The sequence below is a fragment of the Streptomyces sp. NRRL S-455 genome, assembly GCF_000717875.1.
Classification (GTDB): domain Bacteria; phylum Actinomycetota; class Actinomycetes; order Streptomycetales; family Streptomycetaceae; genus Streptomyces.
The window spans coordinates 112,337-129,402 of sequence record NZ_JOCT01000019.1 but is presented as its reverse complement, the minus strand read 5'-3'; the positions used below and the strand labels follow the sequence as shown (position 1 = coordinate 129,402).

Sequence of the window (17,066 nt, the reverse complement as noted above, 5' to 3'; positions counted from 1 at the left end):
CTGGGGCAGCGGCAAGGCCGCCTGTCCCGAACTGAGAACCGCCCCGCCCCACCCCGCAGCGAGGAGCGCCCATGGAACCACGCGGCTACCGCATGGTGGTCTCGACCGAACTCAACTACGTCAAGGCCTGCGGCATCGCGGAGCGGCAGCTGATCGAATGGATACGCGGCAAGGGGTACGACCCGTCAGGGCTCGACGAGGGACGGACCGAGATCGCCCCGCACGCCACCCTCGACCGTGACTCGGAAGGCGGTCGCAAGGGCGCGTACAGCCGGTGGCGCATGCGGGAAACACCCTCCTCGACCTCGGGCACCTGGCAGTCCACACTCATCGTGCGCTCCGGCCTGGAGGAGGACGAAGGCCGTACATGGGTGCAGATCGACATCGAGCACCAGCCGGCCCGCGAAGGCGACGTACCCAAACGCGCCAAGACACCGAACATCGTCCGTTCCCTCCTGGACGCGCTCGAAGCACGTGACGCGCTCGCCGACGTCGCCTCCGCGCCGGTCTTCATCGAGGCCGAGGACGTCGACGACGCCATCGAGGAACTCTGCGACAGCAACCGCCGTCTGCCCGTCGTCATCGCCACGGTGCCGTACGGAAAGGATCCCGACGACTGGTCCCGATCGGTCGTCGAACCGCTCTTCTACTGTCTGCACGGGCTGGCCGTGCTCTACGTCCTCACGCCGGAAGCGCAGGCCAAGTTCAACGCCGCGCTGGAGTACCACCCCGTGTTCGGCGGTGGCGTCCGCACCTACCTGCCGGGACTCGACCCGGCGTGGAAACCCGACGCACAACGTCACCCCGTGATGTCGCGCCGCACCATCGAGGCCGACCCCCGCCGCGCCGCCTCCACACTCGCGGCACTCCCCCAGCGACTGTCCTCCCGGCAGCCGCTGCCCGCCGCTCTGCTCAGCATTCCGCGCCAGCGCACTCGCCCCCGCTCGACCTCGGACGGCACGGACATCGCCGAACTCCGCTCCGACAACACGGCTCTGACAGCCCTGCTGGACGAGGCGGAGCGCGCGGAGCAGATCCGGGTCAACGAGATCAACGACCTGTACGCGGAGCTCGCGAAGGCCGATCAGGCCAGCAACGAACTGCGCGGCGAGAACGAGGAACTGTACGACAAGGCCCAGGAGTCCCAGCGGCTCATCCGGTTCCTGCGTGAACAGCTGCAGGAGGCCGGGCGGTTCGCCGTCGCGCACACGGCCGCCGTCGCTGCGGACATCACCTACCCGACGACCTTCTCCGAGCTGCTGGACCGCCTGGACGAACTGTCCGGCATCTCGTTCACCGGGAACCCCAAGACCACACGGTCCCTCGACAGCCAGTCGGTGGACAACTGGCTGTACGTCGCCTGGGACGGGCTACTGGCCCTGGATCACTTCGCGAGGTCCTCCGCCGACGGCGCGACCTCCGGCGATTTCCTGAGCTGGTGCAAGTCCGACGCCTCCAGCGCCTTTCCCTTCCCGGCGGCCAAGGTGGCCATGCGCGAGTCGGACACCGTCGCCCGCAAACCGAAACTGCGCGCTGAGCGCATGCTCCCGGTTCCGAAGGCGGTGAACCCCGACGGCCGGGTCTTCATGCAGGCACACCTGAAGATCGGCGGGGGCAACACCATCGCCCCGCGCCTCCACTTCTACGACGACTGTCCCCGCTCGGGGAAGGTGTACGTCGGCCACCTGGGCCCGCACCTGCGCAACACCCTCACCTGACGCTCCCGCGCACGTGTGCTGTCCGTCGCTCCAGCCTCAGACGCGGCGGACAGCACACCTCGAGCTCAGCACTCCGACGCGAACCGCACGAACCGCCCCCAGCCCTCACGGCTCACCGCGAAGTCCGGCCGGGTCACGTCCTTGGAGTCCCGTACGTGGACGGCCTGTTCGGCGACCGCGACCTCTACGCAGTCGTCGCCCTGGCTACCGCTGTAGCTCGACTTGAACCAGGCGAGTTCCGTCGTACCGCTGCTCATAGCTCTCCTCGCAGTCGCTCCAGCAGGGCCCGGGATTCCGTAGGGCTCAGGGCCTGCGAGCGCAGTGTTTCATAGCGCTGGCAGAGCAGGCTCACCTCTTTCCGGTCCGAGATCAGTCGCCCGTTCTCCTGCCCTTCGGAGTAGCCGAGCCGCTGCCCCGCAGGGGTCTCCAAGATGCGTACGGGCCCATCCAGGCACGGGTGCAGCCCAGCCTCCAGCGGTACCACTTGCAGCGTCACGTTGCGCGGAGCACTCAGCTCCAGGACATGGTCGAACAGCCCGCGCATCGCCTCCGCATCACCGAACCGCCGCCGGAACACATGCTCCTCGACGATGAAGCTGAACGGCACGGTCGGCCGCTCCCGCATCATCGCCTGCCGTTCCATCCGAGCCGCGAGCTGCGCCTCCAGCTCCTCATCCGTCCGCAGCGGGATCGTGCCCTCGAACACCGCCCGCGCGTACGCCTCCGACTGCAACAACCCCGGCACCAGTCGGCATTCGTACGTACACAGGCTCACCGCCTCCCGCTCCAGCCGAGCCCACTGCCGGAACCACGCGGCGAGACCTGCCTCGCCGCGGGTGAGATGGCGGGCGGCCTTGCGCAGCGCACCGGTGTTGCCGAGCGCCTCCTCCGCGCGTTCCACGAACGCCTTGTCCGGCATCCGGCGGCCCAACTCCACCGACTCCACGGTGTGTTTGGAGTACCGCACCCGGTCGCCGAGGTCGACCCTGCTGAGCCCCGCGTGCTCGCGCAACGCCTGGACGACCGCGCCGAAGGTGCGCAGACTGTCCGACGGGTGGGGTTCCCGCTCCCAATCCCCCGCGGGGACCGCCCGCGCTCCAGCGTCCCCGGCCGCACCCGCTTCGACGATGTCCATCCGCCGCCCCTCGTTCTGTACCGCACCGCGACAGGCCCTTGCGCCGCCGCTCCACATACGCCACTCAGCGTGACGGAGCGCCTTGCGTACTGTCCACCCAATGTGCCCGTACGCTCACTCCGCGTACGTGCGGCCGCGCTCGCGCACACCCGCCTCCGACCGCCACGCTGGTGTCATGAACCACCCCGTCCCCCAACTCGACGCCCCCACCCGCAGTTTCACGCAGCTGCTGTCGTCCACCCGGCGCGGCGCCCGGCTGGCTCGGCTGCTCGGTGTCACCGAGCTGCGATCCTGGGGCGTACCGCAGGACCTCACGGAGCGTGCCGAGGTCGTCGTCGCGGAGCTTGCCGCCAACGCCGTCTTCCACGGCCGCGCGCCGGGCCGCTGCTTCCGGCTGACGCTCGTTTTCCACCCTTCGGCCGGCCGCCTGCGCGTGGAGGTCAGCGATGCCCGCGGTGACCTCTGTCCACAGATCGCGACGGGTGCGGCCGACCCCGACGCACTCCGCCTCGGCGGGCGCGGCCTGGCGCTCGTCACCGCCCTCGCCGACCACTGGGACTGCGTCCCCTACCCACCCAGCGGCAAGACCGTCCGGGCAGTGCTCTCGAGGTGAAGGGAGGACTTACACTTCAAACGATATCTTCTATAGGTTCAGAATGGTATCGTTTCGCTGGTAGAGTCGTCTCCGAAGGGATCGTCCACATGGCCAGAACCGTCATCGACCTCGACGAGGACATGGTCGCCGAGGCCATGCGCATCTTCGGGACCAAAACCAAGGCCAAGGCCGTCCGCCTCGCCATGGAAGACGCCGTCAAGAGGCACCTGCGACAGGAGGGCTTCGACGCCATGGACGCCGGCGAGTTCGACTTCAGCGAGATCGTCGAGAACACCGGCCCCCGCAACGCAGACGGCTCCCTCAAGCGCGGGGGAGGCAGAGCCGCCTGATGCAGGACCGCTACCTGATCGACAAGTCCGCGCTCGCCCGTTGGACGAAGCCGAGCGTCAAGGAGGTGCTCAAGCCTCTGCACGAGCGCTACCTCCTCGCCGTATGCCGCCCCACCGAGTTCGAGATGATCCACTCCGCACGGGACAGCTCGGAAGCGACACGCATCAGCACCTGGCTCCACGCCTTCGACTACCTCGGAACCGACGACGAGGCCTTCACCCGCGCTCTTGAGATCCAGCGTCATGCCCTCAACGCGGGCTTCCACCGCGCCCTGTCCCTTCCCGACCTGCTGATCGCCGCCACGGCGGAACTGAACCAGCGAACGGTCCTCCACTACGACGGCGACTTCGACATGATCGCCTCCCTCACCGGCCAGCCCACCGAATGGGTCGTCCCACCCGGCAGTGCCGACCGGTGAGCGCGTGGGCATCCCCGCCGCTCCCCCTGACCGCCGGCAGTGGTCAGTCGAGCGGGAGCGCGTCCATGTAGCTGTTCGAGGGGCGCTGCACCTTCTTCACCTCGCGGACGTCGAGGGCGACCTCGGCGGAGTTGGTGCCCAGGGTGCCGCCGGGGTGCCAGGTGCCCATCACCGTCACCCAGGTGTCGGCCTTCGGCGCCTCGACGCCGTGCACCCGCACCTTCAGCGACTGGGCGTCCGCGGCGCAGCAGTTGAGCAGCAGGCGGGTCAGGTACCAGCCGTCGTCTTCGTCGGCGGGCGTCACGAAGCCCGTCATCCGCACGGTGCGCTCCTTGATGGCCCCGGTGCGGTCCTGCCGCACGCGCCTGGTGAAGTCGCCCAGGGTGATCGGGACGGGTGAGGTCGCGGGCAGCGGATCGAAGTCCTCGCCCCCCGCGTCCCGCGTTTCGGTGACGCGGGGCGCCTCGCGGGCCGCGGTGTAGGAGCCGAGAGCGGGTGGGGAGTAGAAGAGGAGGCTCAGGGCGGGGAGGAAGAGGAGCCACGCGACGTGGGGAGGGGGGTGCCCTTCTTCGCGACGCGCCGTGCGGTACGCGCTCCACGCCTCCGCCAGCCCCAGCGTCAGCAGCACGACGCCGGAGACGATCAGCAGCGGGCGCATGCCCGGCTTCACGTACCGCAGGAACATGTCGGTGAAGAGCGACGCCCGCAGCAGGCCGAGACCGCTGAGGAGGAGCAGGACCGCCTGTACGGGCCGCTTCACAACAGCACCCCTCCGATCAGCACGCTGCACACGATCGCCACCACCGTCGTGGCGGCGGAGAAGCGGACGGCGAACGCCCGCCCGAACGTGCCCGCCTGCAAGGCGATCAGCTTTACGTCGACCATCGGCCCGACCACCATGAACGTCAGCCGTGCGACTGGCGAGAAACCGGACAGCGAGGCCGCCACGAACGCGTCCGCCTCCGAGCAGACCGCGAGCAGGATGGCCAGTGCGGCCAGGAAGAGCACCGACAGCCAGGCCGAGTCGGCGAACGTACCCAGCACCGAGGGCGGCACGGCGATGTTGAAGGTGGCCGCGGCCAGCGCCCCCACCACCAGGAAGCCGCCGGCGTGGAGGAAGTCGTGCTGGAAGCCGCTGCGGAACTCGGTCCAGCGGCTGTGCCCCGGCTGGTGCCCGGTGTGCCGTACGGCCGGTCGCAGCCACTCCTCCTTGCCGAGCCAGAGCCAGAGCCAGCCCATCGCGGCGGCCGCCAGAAGCGAGGCGAGCAGCCGTGCCAGCACCATTTCGGGCCGACCGGGGAAGGCGATGGCCGTGGCGGTCAGGACGATCGGGTTGACGGCCGGGGCGGACAGCAGGAAGGCGAAGGCGGCGGCGGGCGTGACCCCGCGTGCGATCAGGCTGTTCGCGACCGGAACGGACGCGCACTCACAACCCGGGAGCACCACCCCCGCGGCCCCGGCGACCGGCACCGCCAGGGCCGGCCGCTTCGGCAGCAGCCGGGTGAAGACCGAGGCCGGTACGAACGCGTTGATCGCCCCGGACAGCGCGGTGCCCAGCAGCAGGAACGGCACCGCCTGCACCGTCACGGAGAGCGCGACCGTCCGCCAGGCCTGTACCGCCGGCGCGTCACCCCACCTCCCGACGAGGTAGAGCACCAGACCGGGCAGCACGGCGGCGCCCAGCAGGAGCAGCCAGTGCCGCGGCCAGGCGTGGGCACCCGGCTCGGGAGCCACGGGCGCTTCCGGGGAGCGTTCCTGTGTGTCCTGCATCCACGCTCCGAGCCGTCACGGTTTCTTCATAAGACCGGATCAACATATCGGGTGGGACGTCCATCGTCCGATGCGGCTGACGGAGACCGGCACCGCCTTCGTTTGGGCGGTGCGGTGCCGGGCAACCCGGACCGGGCAACGCGGCCCTCCGGCGCGTCTCGAGACGCCCACGGCATGTGACGCCGGAGCGCGCGGAAGAAGAAGCGGCCGCGCACAGCACGTGACACCCGATCAGCAGGAGTGAGGGATTCCCATGCGTCTGCCCGCCCAGCAGCAGCAACCGCCGGGCAGCGAGGCAGAACTGCGGCCTTCGGCCGACCACGGCGAGCACAGCTACCGCGGCTCCGGCAGGCTGGCCGGGAAGGCGGCCGTGATCACCGGTGGCGACAGCGGCATCGGCAAGGCCGTGGCCATCGCGTACGCCCGGGAAGGCGCCGATGTGCTGATCTCGTACCTGGGTGAGGAGGAGCAGGACGCCCAAGACACCGCGCACTGGGTGGAGAAGGCCGGCCGCAAGGCGGTGCTGGTGCCCGGTGACCTGGCGGACCCGGCCGTCTGCCGGGAGGTCGTGGCCCGGGCCGTGGACTCCTTCGGACGGATCGACGTACTGGTCAGCAACGCGGCCTTCCAGATGAGCCGCGACTCCCTGGAGGAGATCCCCGACGAGGAGTGGGACCACACACTGGCGACGAACCTGAGCGCCATGTTCCACCTGTGCAAGGCGGCGGTGCCGCACATGAAGCCGGGTTCGTCGATCATCGCCTCGAGTTCGGTGAACTCCGACATGCCGCCGCCCGCCCTGCTGCCGTACAACGTGACCAAGGCGGGCATCGCCAACATGGTCGGCTCGCTCGCCCAGTTGCTCGCCGACCGCGGCATCCGGGCCAACAGCGTCGCCCCCGGCCCGATCTGGACACCGCTGATCCCGGCCACGATGCCGCCCGAGCAGGTGGAGGACTTCGGCAGCGACCAGGCACCGCTGGGCCGCGCCGGCCAGCCCGCCGAAGTGGCCCCCGTCTACGTCCTGCTCGCCTCGGACGAGGCTTCGTACGTCTCCGGTGCCCGGGTCCCGGTCACCGGTGGCCAGCCGATCCTCTGACCGATCCACTGACCGATCCTCCGACGAGCAGGAGCCACTCGTGGACTGGTACCCGCTGCGCCTGACCACACCGGTCAAGCAGCACGTGTTCGGTGGCCGGGCGCTCGCCGAACGGTGGGGGCGCACCGGCCTGCCCGACGGGCCGGTGGCCGAGACCTGGGAGGTCAGCGACGTCGACGGGGAGGGCGCGCGGGTGGCGGACGGCCCGCTGGCCGGACACTCGCTGCGCGGCCTCGCCGAGAACCACCCCGACGAACTCGTCGGGCCCGGATGGCGCGGCCCGCACTTCCCGGTCCTGACGAAGTTCATCGACGCGGCCGGCCCCCTTCCGGTTCATCTCCACGCCGACGACGCCACCGCGCGCCGGCTGGAGGGCGAACCGCACGGCAAGACCGAGGCCTGGCACGTCCTCGACGCGGAACCAGGCGCCACCGCCCTGGTCGGGGTGAAGGCCGGCGTCGACCGGGACCGGCTGCACCGGGCCCTGCTGGCACAGGACTTCGACGAGGTCATGCGCCGGCTTCCGGTACGGGCGGGGCAGACGCTGTACGTCCCCGGCGGGACACTGCACAGCTTCGGGCCCGGCACCCTGGTGTACGAGATCGAGCAGACCTCCGACATCCAGCAGCACGCCATGGCGTGGCGCATGGAGGACGGCTCCGCCCTGGACGAGGAGGAGCGGCACGCCAATCTGGAGCGGCTGCTCGAGCAGTGGCGCCCCGAGTCGCGGCCCGACTTCCAGCCGGGGCTGTGCGTCCCGGTGGACGACGGGGTGGAGCGCACGGTGCTGTGCGCCGGTCCGCACTTCGCCCTGGAGCGGTGGCGGGTCGGTACCGCGGCGCCGTTGGTGCGCGACTTCTCCACCGCACTGGTGCTGAGCAACGCCGGGGCGGCGGTCACGGTGGAGTCCGGCGGGCAGCGGGTGCCGCTGGACCGCGCCCGCACTCTTCTGCTGCCCGCCGCGCTGGGCAGGGTGCGGATCCAGGGGCCCGCCGACGTGCTCGCCGGGTATCTGCCCGACCTGGAGCACGACATCCGCTCGCCGCTGCTGGCGGCAGGGCACGGGCAGGCCGCCGTCGCCGCGCTCGGCGAAGGGCTCGACGGGACCGGCTGACAGCAGAGAACGACGGGAAAGGCGCACACCACGGATGGGTGACATCACCACCAACGACGGCGTGACCCTTCACTACGAGGAACACGGAAGCGGACCGCCGCTGGTCCTGATCCACGGCTGGGGCTTCAGCGGCCGGTTCTTCACCCGCAATGTGGACGCTCTGGCGGAACACGCCCGGGTCATCACCGTCGATCTGCGCGGGCACGGCGACTCCGGCACACCACCCCACGGTTATCGCGTCCCACGGCTCGCCAGGGACCTGTTCGATCTTCTCGAAGCGCTCGACCTGCGCGAGGTGACGGTTCTGGGCTGGTCACTGGGCTGCCCCGTCATCTGGAGCTATCTGGAACTCTTCGGCCGGCACCGGCTGGCGCGGGCGGTCTTCGTCGAGCAGGCGCCCCGCCAGTACTACGCCCAGGACTGGAAGCACGCACACGCCACCTGCTACGACGACGCGTCCCTGGCCGCCTTGCAGACCCAGCTCACCTGCGATCCGCCCGCCTTCGACCGGGACCAGATCGACACGGTGTTCGCCACCGAACCCACCGGGGAGGAAAGGGAGTTGTTCCTCGGGGAGATGGCCAAGTCACCGCCGTGGGCGCGCAGCGCGCTGATGGCGGACCACACCCGGTACGACTGGCGTGATCTGCTGCCCACCGTCCGACTGCCCAGCCTCGTCCTCGTGGCCCGCCGGGACGAGGTGTTCCCCTGGCAGGGGCCGGCGTGGGTCGGCGAGGCGATCCCTGGCGCCAGGACCGTCTTCTTCGACCACGGCGGCCATGCGCTGTTCTTCGACGAACCGGAGAAGTTCAACCGCACGGTCGCGGAGTTCCTCACCGAGGCCGAGACCGAGACCGACACGGAAACGAACACGGACACGGACACGGACACCCTGACATGAACGACACCGCCGCCCTTCCCTTCGCGTACGGCGTCAACCAGTTCACCACGATGCCGTGGTCCTTCGAGGAGGACGTGGAGCGCTACGCACGGCTCGGCGTCGAGGCCATGGAGCTGTGCGAGGCCAAACTCGGCGCCCGGGGCGACGGCGGCGAGAGCCCCGGCCTGGCCAGGGCGCAGCTCGCCGCGGTCGCCGACGCGGGCCTGCCGATCAGTTCGGTGCAGCCGGCCGTACGCACCGTCTTCCCCAGCCGGACGCAGCCGGAGCCCACCGACAGGCGCGACCGGCTGGCCCGCTTCCGCCGGAGCGTGGAGCTGATCGCCCCCGTGGCGCCGGACGCGGTCTTCGTGACCAACACCGGTCCCGCGCCGGACGGGAACCTGCACCGGGCCGTGGATGGGGTGATCGCCCATCATCGGGAACTGGCCGGCATCGCCGCGGAGCATGGCGTACGGGTCGCGCTGGAGCCGCTCAACCCGGTGCTCATCAACACGGAGACCGCCATCTGGACGTACCGGCAGGCGCTGGACATCGTCCAGGAGGTCGACCGGGAGAACGTGGGCGTCTGCCTGGACCTGTGGAATCTGTGGCAGGACAGCGAGCTGACGGCCACGCTCGACACCGCCCCCGACCGTCTGTTCCTGCTCCAGGTCAGCGACTGGCGCACACCCCGCTCCCCCATGGACAGGCGCACCGTCGGTACCGGTGACATACCCGTGGGTCCGCTGCTGCGCGCCGTGCACGGTGCCGGGTACCGCGGGCCATGTGTGCTGGAGATCTTCTCCGACCAGGTGCCCGACTCCCTGTACGAGACGGATCTGCACGAGCTGGTCCGCGCCAACCGGACAGCGCTCGATGCCGCCTGGCGGACCGGCTGAGAACATGGCCACGCGTGCCGCTCAGCGGTCTTGCCGCGCCTGGTGAGCCCGAGCGGTCAGGCACTCCTCGGCGAATGCCAGCGCCTTGAGGTGGTACGCGCGGGCAGCCCAGCCGAGGCTGATGTTGTGCCCGGCGTGCGGGAGATGGTCGACGACGATCCGGGGGGCCGCCGACAGATGTCCCATCAGGTCGGCGACGTCATCGTCCTCACGGCCCCACCACGACTCGTGCTGCGCGAAGGTGAGCCGGACCGGGACGCGGACCCGCGGCAGGATCCCCGCCGACAGCCGCATCCAGCCCGCCACCGTGCTGAACTCCTGAGCCGGCATGGTCGCCACGACCGTCCGGCTCATCCGGAACGTGTCGGGCGGATACAGGTTCAGGGGTCCCCAGTTCCGGTGCCGCAGCCCCTCACTCCGGTCGGGGTCGAGCCGGCCGGCGGGTACGGCCAGCCGGCGGCCGCACCCGGAGACATCCACGCCCAGCAGCGCCGGCGCGTGCCAGTCGGCGGCCACGGCGAAAGCGACCTTGGCGCCGAACGAGTGGCCCAGCACCAGCGTGCCGGCCCCTGAGGCATGGGCAGCGGTGAAGGCGGCGATCGCCGCACGGACGGTGGTGGCCTGCGCGCTGAGTCTCTGCCCGCCCGGAAGGCCGGCGGCGGAGGCCCCGTAACCCGGGCGGTCCAGAGCCAGCACCGTGTAGCCCAGGCCCGCGCCCAGCGTCAGCAGGGACACGTCGGGGTGCGCCTGGCCGTCGAAGTACCCGGCATTCACGCCACCGCCGTGCAGGGCGACGATCACAGCGCGCGGCGGATCCTGGGCCGGCTCACTCAGCAAGCCGGAAAGGGTGATGCCGTTCGCGTCGAGGGTGACCGGGCGCACCCCCGGAGACAGCTTTCGCGGCTGCTGACCGCGTCCGGCGGCAGTGGCCAGGCCCGGGCTGTCTTCCGTCGCTGACCGCGAACTCAAGGGGCGGACGTCCATGGAGCCCAGCATGACCCGTGTGCCAGTCGCTGCGACCCTGGATACGGCCATATGCCGTATCCAGGGTCGGGGTGCTCGTCGACCATTTGAGCGCCTTACGGGCGGCAGTCGCCCCCGGCTCTGGCCGGTACTCCCCGGCCCTCGGCAATCTGGCCGACCGGCCGGTGAAGGCGTCGAAGGGGCCCCGATGTCACCGGGCGCCGTCCTGCGCCTCAACTCCCCGGACCGCCCTGCCGCCCCCCTTCCGGGTCCGCCCTGATCCACGGGCGCCCAAGACGGTTGCCGGTGACGAAGTCGGCAGCCCGGACGGGGTCGAGCGGCCGCGGGCCGAACTGGGCATCGGGCTCCGGATCGATCTCGATTCGGCGACGGGGCCACTCCTGGGACGGCGTGCGGTACGCGGTGAGCGACGGGCTGGTGCGACGGGACGGGACCGGCCCGTTCCGGGCGTAAAGCGACCGAAGAATGGATAGGGGCTATACGGCGAAACGCGGGGAGTGTCGGGACGTGCCCGGACACCGGGCGCGCGGCTTCAGGGGAGGGAGCGCGCATGGACGGCCGGCCCTTGTATCTGGAACCCCGGCTGGCACCCCGGCTCGGGTCGCTCCTGGCGGCGACCGGGACGCTGCACACGCTCAGCGACGCGCTCGGCTCACCCCTGCACGTCGTGGTGCCGGACCAGATCGCGGAGAACCTGGACGGGTTCCGGTCGGTGTATCGCACGCACCATCTGTCCGGCCAGGTCTTCTTCGCCCACAAGGCCAACCGGTCCAGCGCGCTGCTGCGCCGCCTCGCCACCACGGACGCGGGCGTCGACGTCGCGTCCCTGGGCGAGTTGCAGCACGCCCTGGGGGCCGGTTTCACCGGCGACCGGATCACGGCCACAGGGCCGAAGAACCCCGAGTTCCTGTGGCTCGCGGCCCGTACGGGCGTGACCGTCAGCGTGGACACGACCGCCGAGCTGGACCAGCTGGCCGCCCTGGTGCGGGCGCACGCGCTCGCCCCGGTGCGAGTGCTGCTGCGTCTGTCGGGGTTCGAGACGCCGGGTGTGCGCGTGCTGAGCCGCCGTAGCCGGTTCGGCACTCCCGTACGGGAGTTGGACGCCCTGCTGGAGGCGGTCGAGCGGCACGGTGACGCGGTCGATCCGGTCGGCGTGGCCTACCACCTGGACACCACCAGCGTCGCGGAGAAGGCGACCGCGCTCGAGGGCTGTCTGGCCGCTCTGGAGGCGTGCCGGAGCCGGGGGTTACGGCCCCGGGCGGTGGACATCGGCGGCGGGTTCGGCGTCAGCTACCTGGCCGAGCGGGAGCAGTGGGAGGCGTACACGACCGCGCTGACGTCGGCCGTGCTGGGCCGGCGTCCGCCGCTGACGTGGGGAGGTCACGGCTACGGGCTGCGCGAGGAGTCCGGCACCCTGCGGGGCGCGCTGGGCCTCTACCCCGCCCACCGGCCCCTCGCGGGCGCGGCGTACCTGGACGAGCTGCTGTCCCGTCCCGCCGCCTCCCTCGGCGGCCGGCCGCTGGCCGCGCTGCTGCTGGAGCACCTCTACGACCTGCACACCGAACCCGGCCGGGCACTGCTGGACCAGTGCGGGCTGACACTGGCGAGAGTGCTGGAGGTCCGCGCCCAGGAGACCGGCGGTGAACTCCTCGTACGGCTGGCGGCGAAGGCGGACGACATCGCCCTGGAGGACCACGGAGTGCTCATGGACCCGGTCGTCGTACCGAGAAGCCCGACGGGGTCGCTCAGCGGCTCCGGTCCCGTCGCCGTGCATCTCCTCGGCAGTCTCTGCCTGGAGACGGACCTGATCACCCGCCGTACGGTGTTCCTGCCGCGCCGCCCGGAACCGGGCGACCTGCTGGCCTTCGCCAACACCGCCGGTTACGTCATGGACTTCCACGCCACCCGCGCCCAGCACCAGCCCGCCGCCCGCAAGGTCGCCGCCTGGCAGGAGGGCGACCTGTGGCGCTGGTGCCTCGACGAACTGTTCTGGCCGACCACGCCCTCGGGGGGATCCCAGTGAGGTACGACAGCATCACCGATGCGATCGGCAACACCCCGCTGGTGCGGATCGACCCGGCCGTGCACGGGCTGCGGAACATCGACCTGTTCGCCAAGCTGGAGATGCTCAACCCCTGGGGGTCGGTGAAGGACCGGGCGGCCTGGAGCATGGCGCGCCCCCTGCTGGCCGGCGCGGTCGAACAGGGCAGTCAGGTCGTGGAGTTGTCGAGCGGCAACACGGCGAAGGCGCTGGCGGTCGTCGCGGGCATGCACGGTCTCGACTTCAAGAGCGTCACCAACCGGATGCGGGTCCCGGAGATCAAGGACCTGCTGCTGCTGCTCGGCGCGGAGATCGAAGAACTGCCCGGGCAGAGCGAGTGCCTGGACCCGACCGCGACGGACGACCCGCTGACCCTCTTCCACCGGACGCTGTCCGCCTCCGGCAGCGCCCATCTGCACACCGACCAGTACTTCAACCCGCGCAACACCGAGGCGCACCTCACCGGCACCGGCCCGGAGATCGTCAAGGACCTGGACGGCCGGGTGCCGGACTGGTTCGTGGCGTGTGTGGGCACGGCCGGTTCCTCCACGGGCGTGGCCCGCGCGCTGCGCCAGGAGGACCCGTCGGTGCGGGTGGTCGGACTGGTCGCGGCCAAGTCCGACTTCATCCCGGGGATCCGCACCATCGACGAGGTGCAGGAGGTCGGCCTGTTCGATCCCGGGACGTACGACACGCTGGAGTCGGTGAGCGCCGACGAGGCGATCGAGGGGATGCTGGTCCTGAACCGCCGCTGCGGCATCCTGGGCGGACCCACCTCGGGCGCCGCCTACTTCGGGGCCGCCCGCCATCTGCGCCCGCTCGACGAGGAGTTGACCGAGCGCGGCGAGGAACTGACGGAGCGCCGGACCGCGGTGTTCATCGTCTGCGACCGCGTGGAGAGCTATCTGAGCTACGTCCGGCAGCGGCGGCCCGATCTGCTGGGCCGGCCGGCCCGGAGGAACTCGCCGGCCGACCTGACCGACGCCGAGGTGAGCGGAGCGCCCTCGGTCACCGTGGCCGAAGCCCGGCGGTGGATCGAGTCCGCCCGGCCGCTCGTGGTCGACCTGCGCAGCCCCTACGCGTACGCGGCGCTGCACATCGACGGGTCGGTCAACATCGTCGACGAGCTGTTCGCCGAACTCCTCCACGGCGGGCTGCCGTTCAGCCGACGCCAGCCCGTGCTGCTGGCCTGCCCGGTGGGCCAGCAGTCCGCCCGGTACGCGGCACTGCTGACCCGCATGGGTCACCCGGACGCGCGCAGCCTGACCGGCGGCATCATCGCCTGGCGGGACGCGGGCGCCCCGCTGGTGCGGGACTGAGCGCCATGACCGGACCGGCCACGCTCGACGATCCGCACCAGTGGCAGCAGGCGCTGCGCGCCCAGTTCCCCATCGTCACCGGGCACCCGGAGCTGGCGTATCTGGACAGCGCGGCCACGGCACAGAAGCCGCAGGCCGTGCTGGACGCCGTGCAGTCGTATCTCACCACCAGCAACGCCAACTCCGCGCGCGGCACCTACACCTGGGCCAACCGGACCACGGAGCTGGTCGAGCGGACCCGCGAGCGCGTCGCCCGGTTCCTCGGGGACCGCCGGCCCGAGCGCTCCACCGTGCACTTCACCGGCGGCACCACCGAGGGGCTGCGCGCGATCGCCCGCGACTGGCTGCCGGGGTTCCTGCGGGACGGCGACGAGATCGTCGTCCCGGTCGCCGACCACCAGGCCAACATCGTGCCCTGGCTGGAGGTTCAGCGGCTGCTCGCCCGCGAGGGCGTGCACGTCCGGGTGGTGCCGATGCCGTACCAGAGCGGTTCCGGGGACTACGACCACCGTGCGCTGGCCGAACGGGCCGGTCCGCGTACCCGGTTCGTCGCCACGACCCATGTGCATCACGTCTACGGCGGTGACATGAACGTGCACCGCATCCGCGGGGCGGTCGGCCCGGACGCGGTCATCTGCCTGGACGCGGCGCAGAGCGTCGGGCATCTGCCGGTGTCCGTGGCCGAGCTGGACGTCGACTTCGTCGTCTTCTCCGGGCACAAGGCCCTGGCCCTGCCCGGTACCGGGGCGGTGTGGGCCCGGCAGGAGCGGGGCCCGGCCTTCGCGCCCGGCGGGTGGGCCGGGACCCCGAACACCGTGGGCATCGCCTCCCTGGAGGCGGCCCTGGACTGGCTGGACGCCGCCGGGGTGGAGCGCGTCGAGCGCTGGACGGCCGCTCTGGCGGCCCGGCTCACGGACGGTCTGCGCCGTCTGGACGCCTACGAGGTCCTCGGCTGCCCGCTCAGCCTGGCCGCCGACTCGACCGTGCAGCGGCGCCGGAGCATCGTGACCCTGCGGCACCACGCCATCGACTCGGGGGATCTCGGCTTCATCCTCTTCAGCCACGGCTTCATGGTCCGCTCGGACCACCACTGCCAGGGCGACGCGGGCGAGAAGACCGGTTCGGTGCGGGTGAGTCTGCATGTGTACAACACCGTCGAGGAGATCGACCGGCTGCTGTCGGTTCTTGCTTCACTTCCCTGACAACCCCGACTAAGCGTAATGAGAACCGTTTCCACCTGTAGGCTCGGGCCCTCAGGAGTCAGGTGCGAGACGACGAGGTGGCGCGACCGGATGGGGCTGAGTCTGGCGACGGCGGAGCGATGGGTGGAGCGCTGGGAGCTCCAGCAGCAGCGGTACGCCGTGGACCGCGAGGAGCGGTTCACGGTGATCGCCGATGTCGTCGAGCACGTCACGGCGGGGCGCACGTCACGGCCCCTCGTGGTCGACCTGGGCTGCGGGCCCGGCTCCCTGGCGGCCCGGCTGGTCCGGCGGTTGCCGGACGCGGAGGTGGTGGCCGTGGACCGGGACCCGCTCCTGCTGGAGCTGGGCCGGACCCACCACGCGGACGCGGCCCGCTACGTCGACGCGGAGATCGGCACACCCGGCTGGACCTGGACCCTGGGCCTGGACCGGCCCCTGGACGCGGCCGTGTCCACGACGGCCCTGCACTACCTCGACCGCGACACCCTGCTGCGCACCTATCGGCAGCTCGCCACGCTGCTGCGACCCGGCGGGGTCCTCGTCAACGGCGACCATCTCCCCCAGGACGCCACGGGCCCGGCCGGGATCGCCGCCCATGTCGGGCGGTGCCGGTCCGAACGGCAGCGGGTGTTCGCCCAGGAGGACTGGGGGTCCTGGTGGGCCGCCGTCGCCGACGAGCCGGAGCTGGCCGACCTCCTCACCGAGCGCCGCCGCCGCGTGCCCTTCCTGGACACCGGACGCCCCGCAGATCTGCCCCTCTCCGCCCATCTGGGCCTCCTGCGCCAGGCGGGGTTCAGCAAGGCGGGGCCGGTCTGGCAGTACGGCGACAGCTACGTGGTCGTGGGAGTCCGGTAAACCCGCCAAGCGGGGAGACGCCCCGGGCCACCGGAGCACGGACGGCCTCCGGTACGTGCGGGTGGTGGCAGGTGACCATGCCGGCGGTCACCCGCCACCGCGACGCCCAGCCGGAGACCGCCGCGTCGGCGTACGGCCGCGGTCGGAACGGAGTCGCACTCAGCTCCGGATCAGGGTGACGTCCTGATCCCGCACCGCGTGGATCACCGGCAGGGGCACGGAGCGGACCGGGTGCAGTTCGACCACCGTGGCCTGGACGTGGGCCGCGCCGGGCACGACCGCACGGGACGTGGGACGGCCCGTGTTCCGCCAGGTGTGCTCCTTGCCGTCGCACACGGCCTGGGTGCCGCCGATGCCCTGGCCGGTCGTCGAGGTGCCCTGACTCAGGGAGGAGGCGACATAGACCGGGCCGGTGGCGTTCAGGCAGCTGTAGGTGCCGGAGAGGGTGATGGTGCCGTCGGCGGCGATCCGGCCGACCTCGTCGACCGTCACGGTCTCTTCCGGGGCGGACTCGGTGGCCGAGTGTGCCGCGGCGGCACCGGTCAGCAGGAGCAGCGCGGCACCGGTCGCCGCGCCGAGGAGGGGACGTACGCGCACGGGGAGATCCTCCCGAAAGTAGTGAAATGTCACCTTCCACTCGTACCGGGCTGCCTGGGCGGCGCAAGCACACGTCACTCCTTCGGTGG

The 17,066-nt window shown here is 71.2% G+C and carries 18 protein-coding genes; 12 read left to right on the top strand and 6 right to left on the bottom strand.

Translation table 11 applies throughout. The features are described from left to right. Positions 1-71: 71 nt before the first annotated feature. Positions 72-1,718: a hypothetical protein gene (locus IE97_RS0124470; RefSeq protein ID WP_078603362.1), complete on the top strand. Its 1,647-nt coding sequence runs from the start codon at positions 72-74 to the stop codon at positions 1,716-1,718. A gap of 65 nt (positions 1,719-1,783) precedes the next feature. On the opposite strand, the gene IE97_RS0124465 is transcribed toward IE97_RS0124470, so the two are convergent. Continuing rightward, positions 1,784-1,975 (bottom strand): DUF397 domain-containing protein, encoded by a 192-nt coding sequence (locus IE97_RS0124465; protein ID WP_030244486.1) that lies wholly within the window; start codon positions 1,973-1,975, stop codon positions 1,784-1,786. Then, a complete protein-coding gene (locus IE97_RS0124460; RefSeq protein WP_030244484.1) occupies positions 1,972-2,853 on the bottom strand; it encodes a helix-turn-helix domain-containing protein in 882 nt (293 codons plus the stop codon). Before IE97_RS0124460 ends, IE97_RS0124465 begins: the two co-directional genes overlap by 4 nt. A gap of 175 nt (positions 2,854-3,028) precedes the next feature. On the opposite strand from IE97_RS0124460, the gene IE97_RS0124455 reads away from it, so the two are divergent. The 3 genes from IE97_RS0124455 to IE97_RS0124445 all read left to right on the top strand — a co-directional run bounded on the left by IE97_RS0124455 (position 3,029) and on the right by IE97_RS0124445 (position 4,217). Further along, complete coding sequence (locus IE97_RS0124455; protein ID WP_030244481.1) at positions 3,029-3,466, top strand: ATP-binding protein; 438 nt, start codon at positions 3,029-3,031, stop codon at positions 3,464-3,466. A gap of 89 nt (positions 3,467-3,555) precedes the next feature. Further along, complete coding sequence (locus tag IE97_RS0124450) at positions 3,556-3,798, top strand: type II toxin-antitoxin system VapB family antitoxin (RefSeq protein WP_030244479.1); 243 nt, start codon at positions 3,556-3,558, stop codon at positions 3,796-3,798. Further along, positions 3,798-4,217 carry a PIN domain nuclease gene (locus IE97_RS0124445; protein ID WP_030244477.1) on the top strand — a complete coding sequence of 140 codons (420 nt, stop codon included), beginning with the start codon at positions 3,798-3,800 and terminating at the stop codon, positions 4,215-4,217. The genes IE97_RS0124450 and IE97_RS0124445 overlap by 1 nt, the downstream gene beginning before the upstream one ends. A 43-nt stretch (positions 4,218-4,260) precedes the next feature. On the opposite strand, the gene IE97_RS0124440 is transcribed toward IE97_RS0124445, so the two are convergent. Next, positions 4,261-4,977 carry a TIGR03943 family putative permease subunit gene (locus tag IE97_RS0124440; RefSeq protein WP_030244475.1) on the bottom strand — a complete coding sequence of 239 codons (717 nt, stop codon included), beginning with the start codon at positions 4,975-4,977 and terminating at the stop codon, positions 4,261-4,263. Beyond that, the gene (locus IE97_RS0124435) at positions 4,974-5,987 is read right to left on the bottom strand and encodes a permease (RefSeq protein WP_030244472.1); all 1,014 of its coding nucleotides are present in this window, start codon (positions 5,985-5,987) and stop codon (positions 4,974-4,976) included. Before IE97_RS0124435 ends, IE97_RS0124440 begins: the two co-directional genes overlap by 4 nt. A 253-nt stretch (positions 5,988-6,240) precedes the next feature. Between IE97_RS0124435 and IE97_RS0124430 the strand changes: the two genes are divergently transcribed. Genes IE97_RS0124430 through IE97_RS0124415 form a run of 4 tightly spaced genes read left to right on the top strand, consistent with a single transcriptional unit; the run spans position 6,241 to position 9,979 of the window. Beyond that, complete coding sequence (locus IE97_RS0124430; RefSeq protein WP_030244470.1) at positions 6,241-7,086, top strand: SDR family oxidoreductase; 846 nt, start codon at positions 6,241-6,243, stop codon at positions 7,084-7,086. A 40-nt stretch (positions 7,087-7,126) separates the two neighbouring features. Further along, positions 7,127-8,200: a class I mannose-6-phosphate isomerase gene (locus tag IE97_RS0124425; RefSeq protein ID WP_030244469.1), complete on the top strand. Its 1,074-nt coding sequence runs from the start codon at positions 7,127-7,129 to the stop codon at positions 8,198-8,200. Positions 8,201-8,234: 34 nt separating this feature from the next. After that, entirely contained in the window at positions 8,235-9,101 is an 867-nt protein-coding gene (locus IE97_RS0124420) for an alpha/beta fold hydrolase (protein ID WP_078603361.1), read from the top strand. After that, on the top strand, positions 9,098-9,979 hold the full coding sequence (locus IE97_RS0124415) for a sugar phosphate isomerase/epimerase family protein (RefSeq protein ID WP_030244465.1): 882 nt from the start codon (positions 9,098-9,100) through the stop codon (positions 9,977-9,979). Before IE97_RS0124420 ends, IE97_RS0124415 begins: the two co-directional genes overlap by 4 nt. A 21-nt stretch (positions 9,980-10,000) precedes the next feature. Here IE97_RS0124415 and IE97_RS0124410 read toward each other — a convergent pair whose 3' ends face one another. Further along, complete coding sequence (locus IE97_RS0124410) at positions 10,001-10,861, bottom strand: alpha/beta fold hydrolase (protein WP_030244462.1); 861 nt, start codon at positions 10,859-10,861, stop codon at positions 10,001-10,003. Between the two features lie 652 nt (positions 10,862-11,513). Here IE97_RS0124410 and IE97_RS0124405 point away from each other — a divergent pair. From IE97_RS0124405 to IE97_RS0124390, 4 genes are all read left to right on the top strand, one after another. Next, positions 11,514-12,986, top strand: a complete 1,473-nt coding sequence (locus tag IE97_RS0124405; protein ID WP_030244455.1) for a Y4yA family PLP-dependent enzyme — start codon at positions 11,514-11,516, stop codon at positions 12,984-12,986. Continuing rightward, entirely contained in the window at positions 12,983-14,323 is a 1,341-nt protein-coding gene (locus IE97_RS0124400; RefSeq protein WP_030244446.1) for a pyridoxal-phosphate dependent enzyme, read from the top strand. The genes IE97_RS0124405 and IE97_RS0124400 overlap by 4 nt, the downstream gene beginning before the upstream one ends. Before the next feature lie 5 nt (positions 14,324-14,328). Next, positions 14,329-15,525, top strand: a complete 1,197-nt coding sequence (locus IE97_RS0124395; RefSeq protein WP_030244444.1) for an aminotransferase class V-fold PLP-dependent enzyme — start codon at positions 14,329-14,331, stop codon at positions 15,523-15,525. Positions 15,526-15,615: 90 nt separating this feature from the next. Beyond that, positions 15,616-16,380, top strand: coding sequence for a class I SAM-dependent methyltransferase (locus tag IE97_RS0124390; protein ID WP_030244442.1), 765 nt, complete (start codon positions 15,616-15,618; stop codon positions 16,378-16,380). Between the two features lie 159 nt (positions 16,381-16,539). On the opposite strand, the gene IE97_RS0124385 is transcribed toward IE97_RS0124390, so the two are convergent. Beyond that, on the bottom strand, positions 16,540-16,977 hold the full coding sequence (locus IE97_RS0124385; protein ID WP_030244440.1) for a DUF6299 family protein: 438 nt from the start codon (positions 16,975-16,977) through the stop codon (positions 16,540-16,542). Positions 16,978-17,066: the final 89 nt, after the last annotated feature.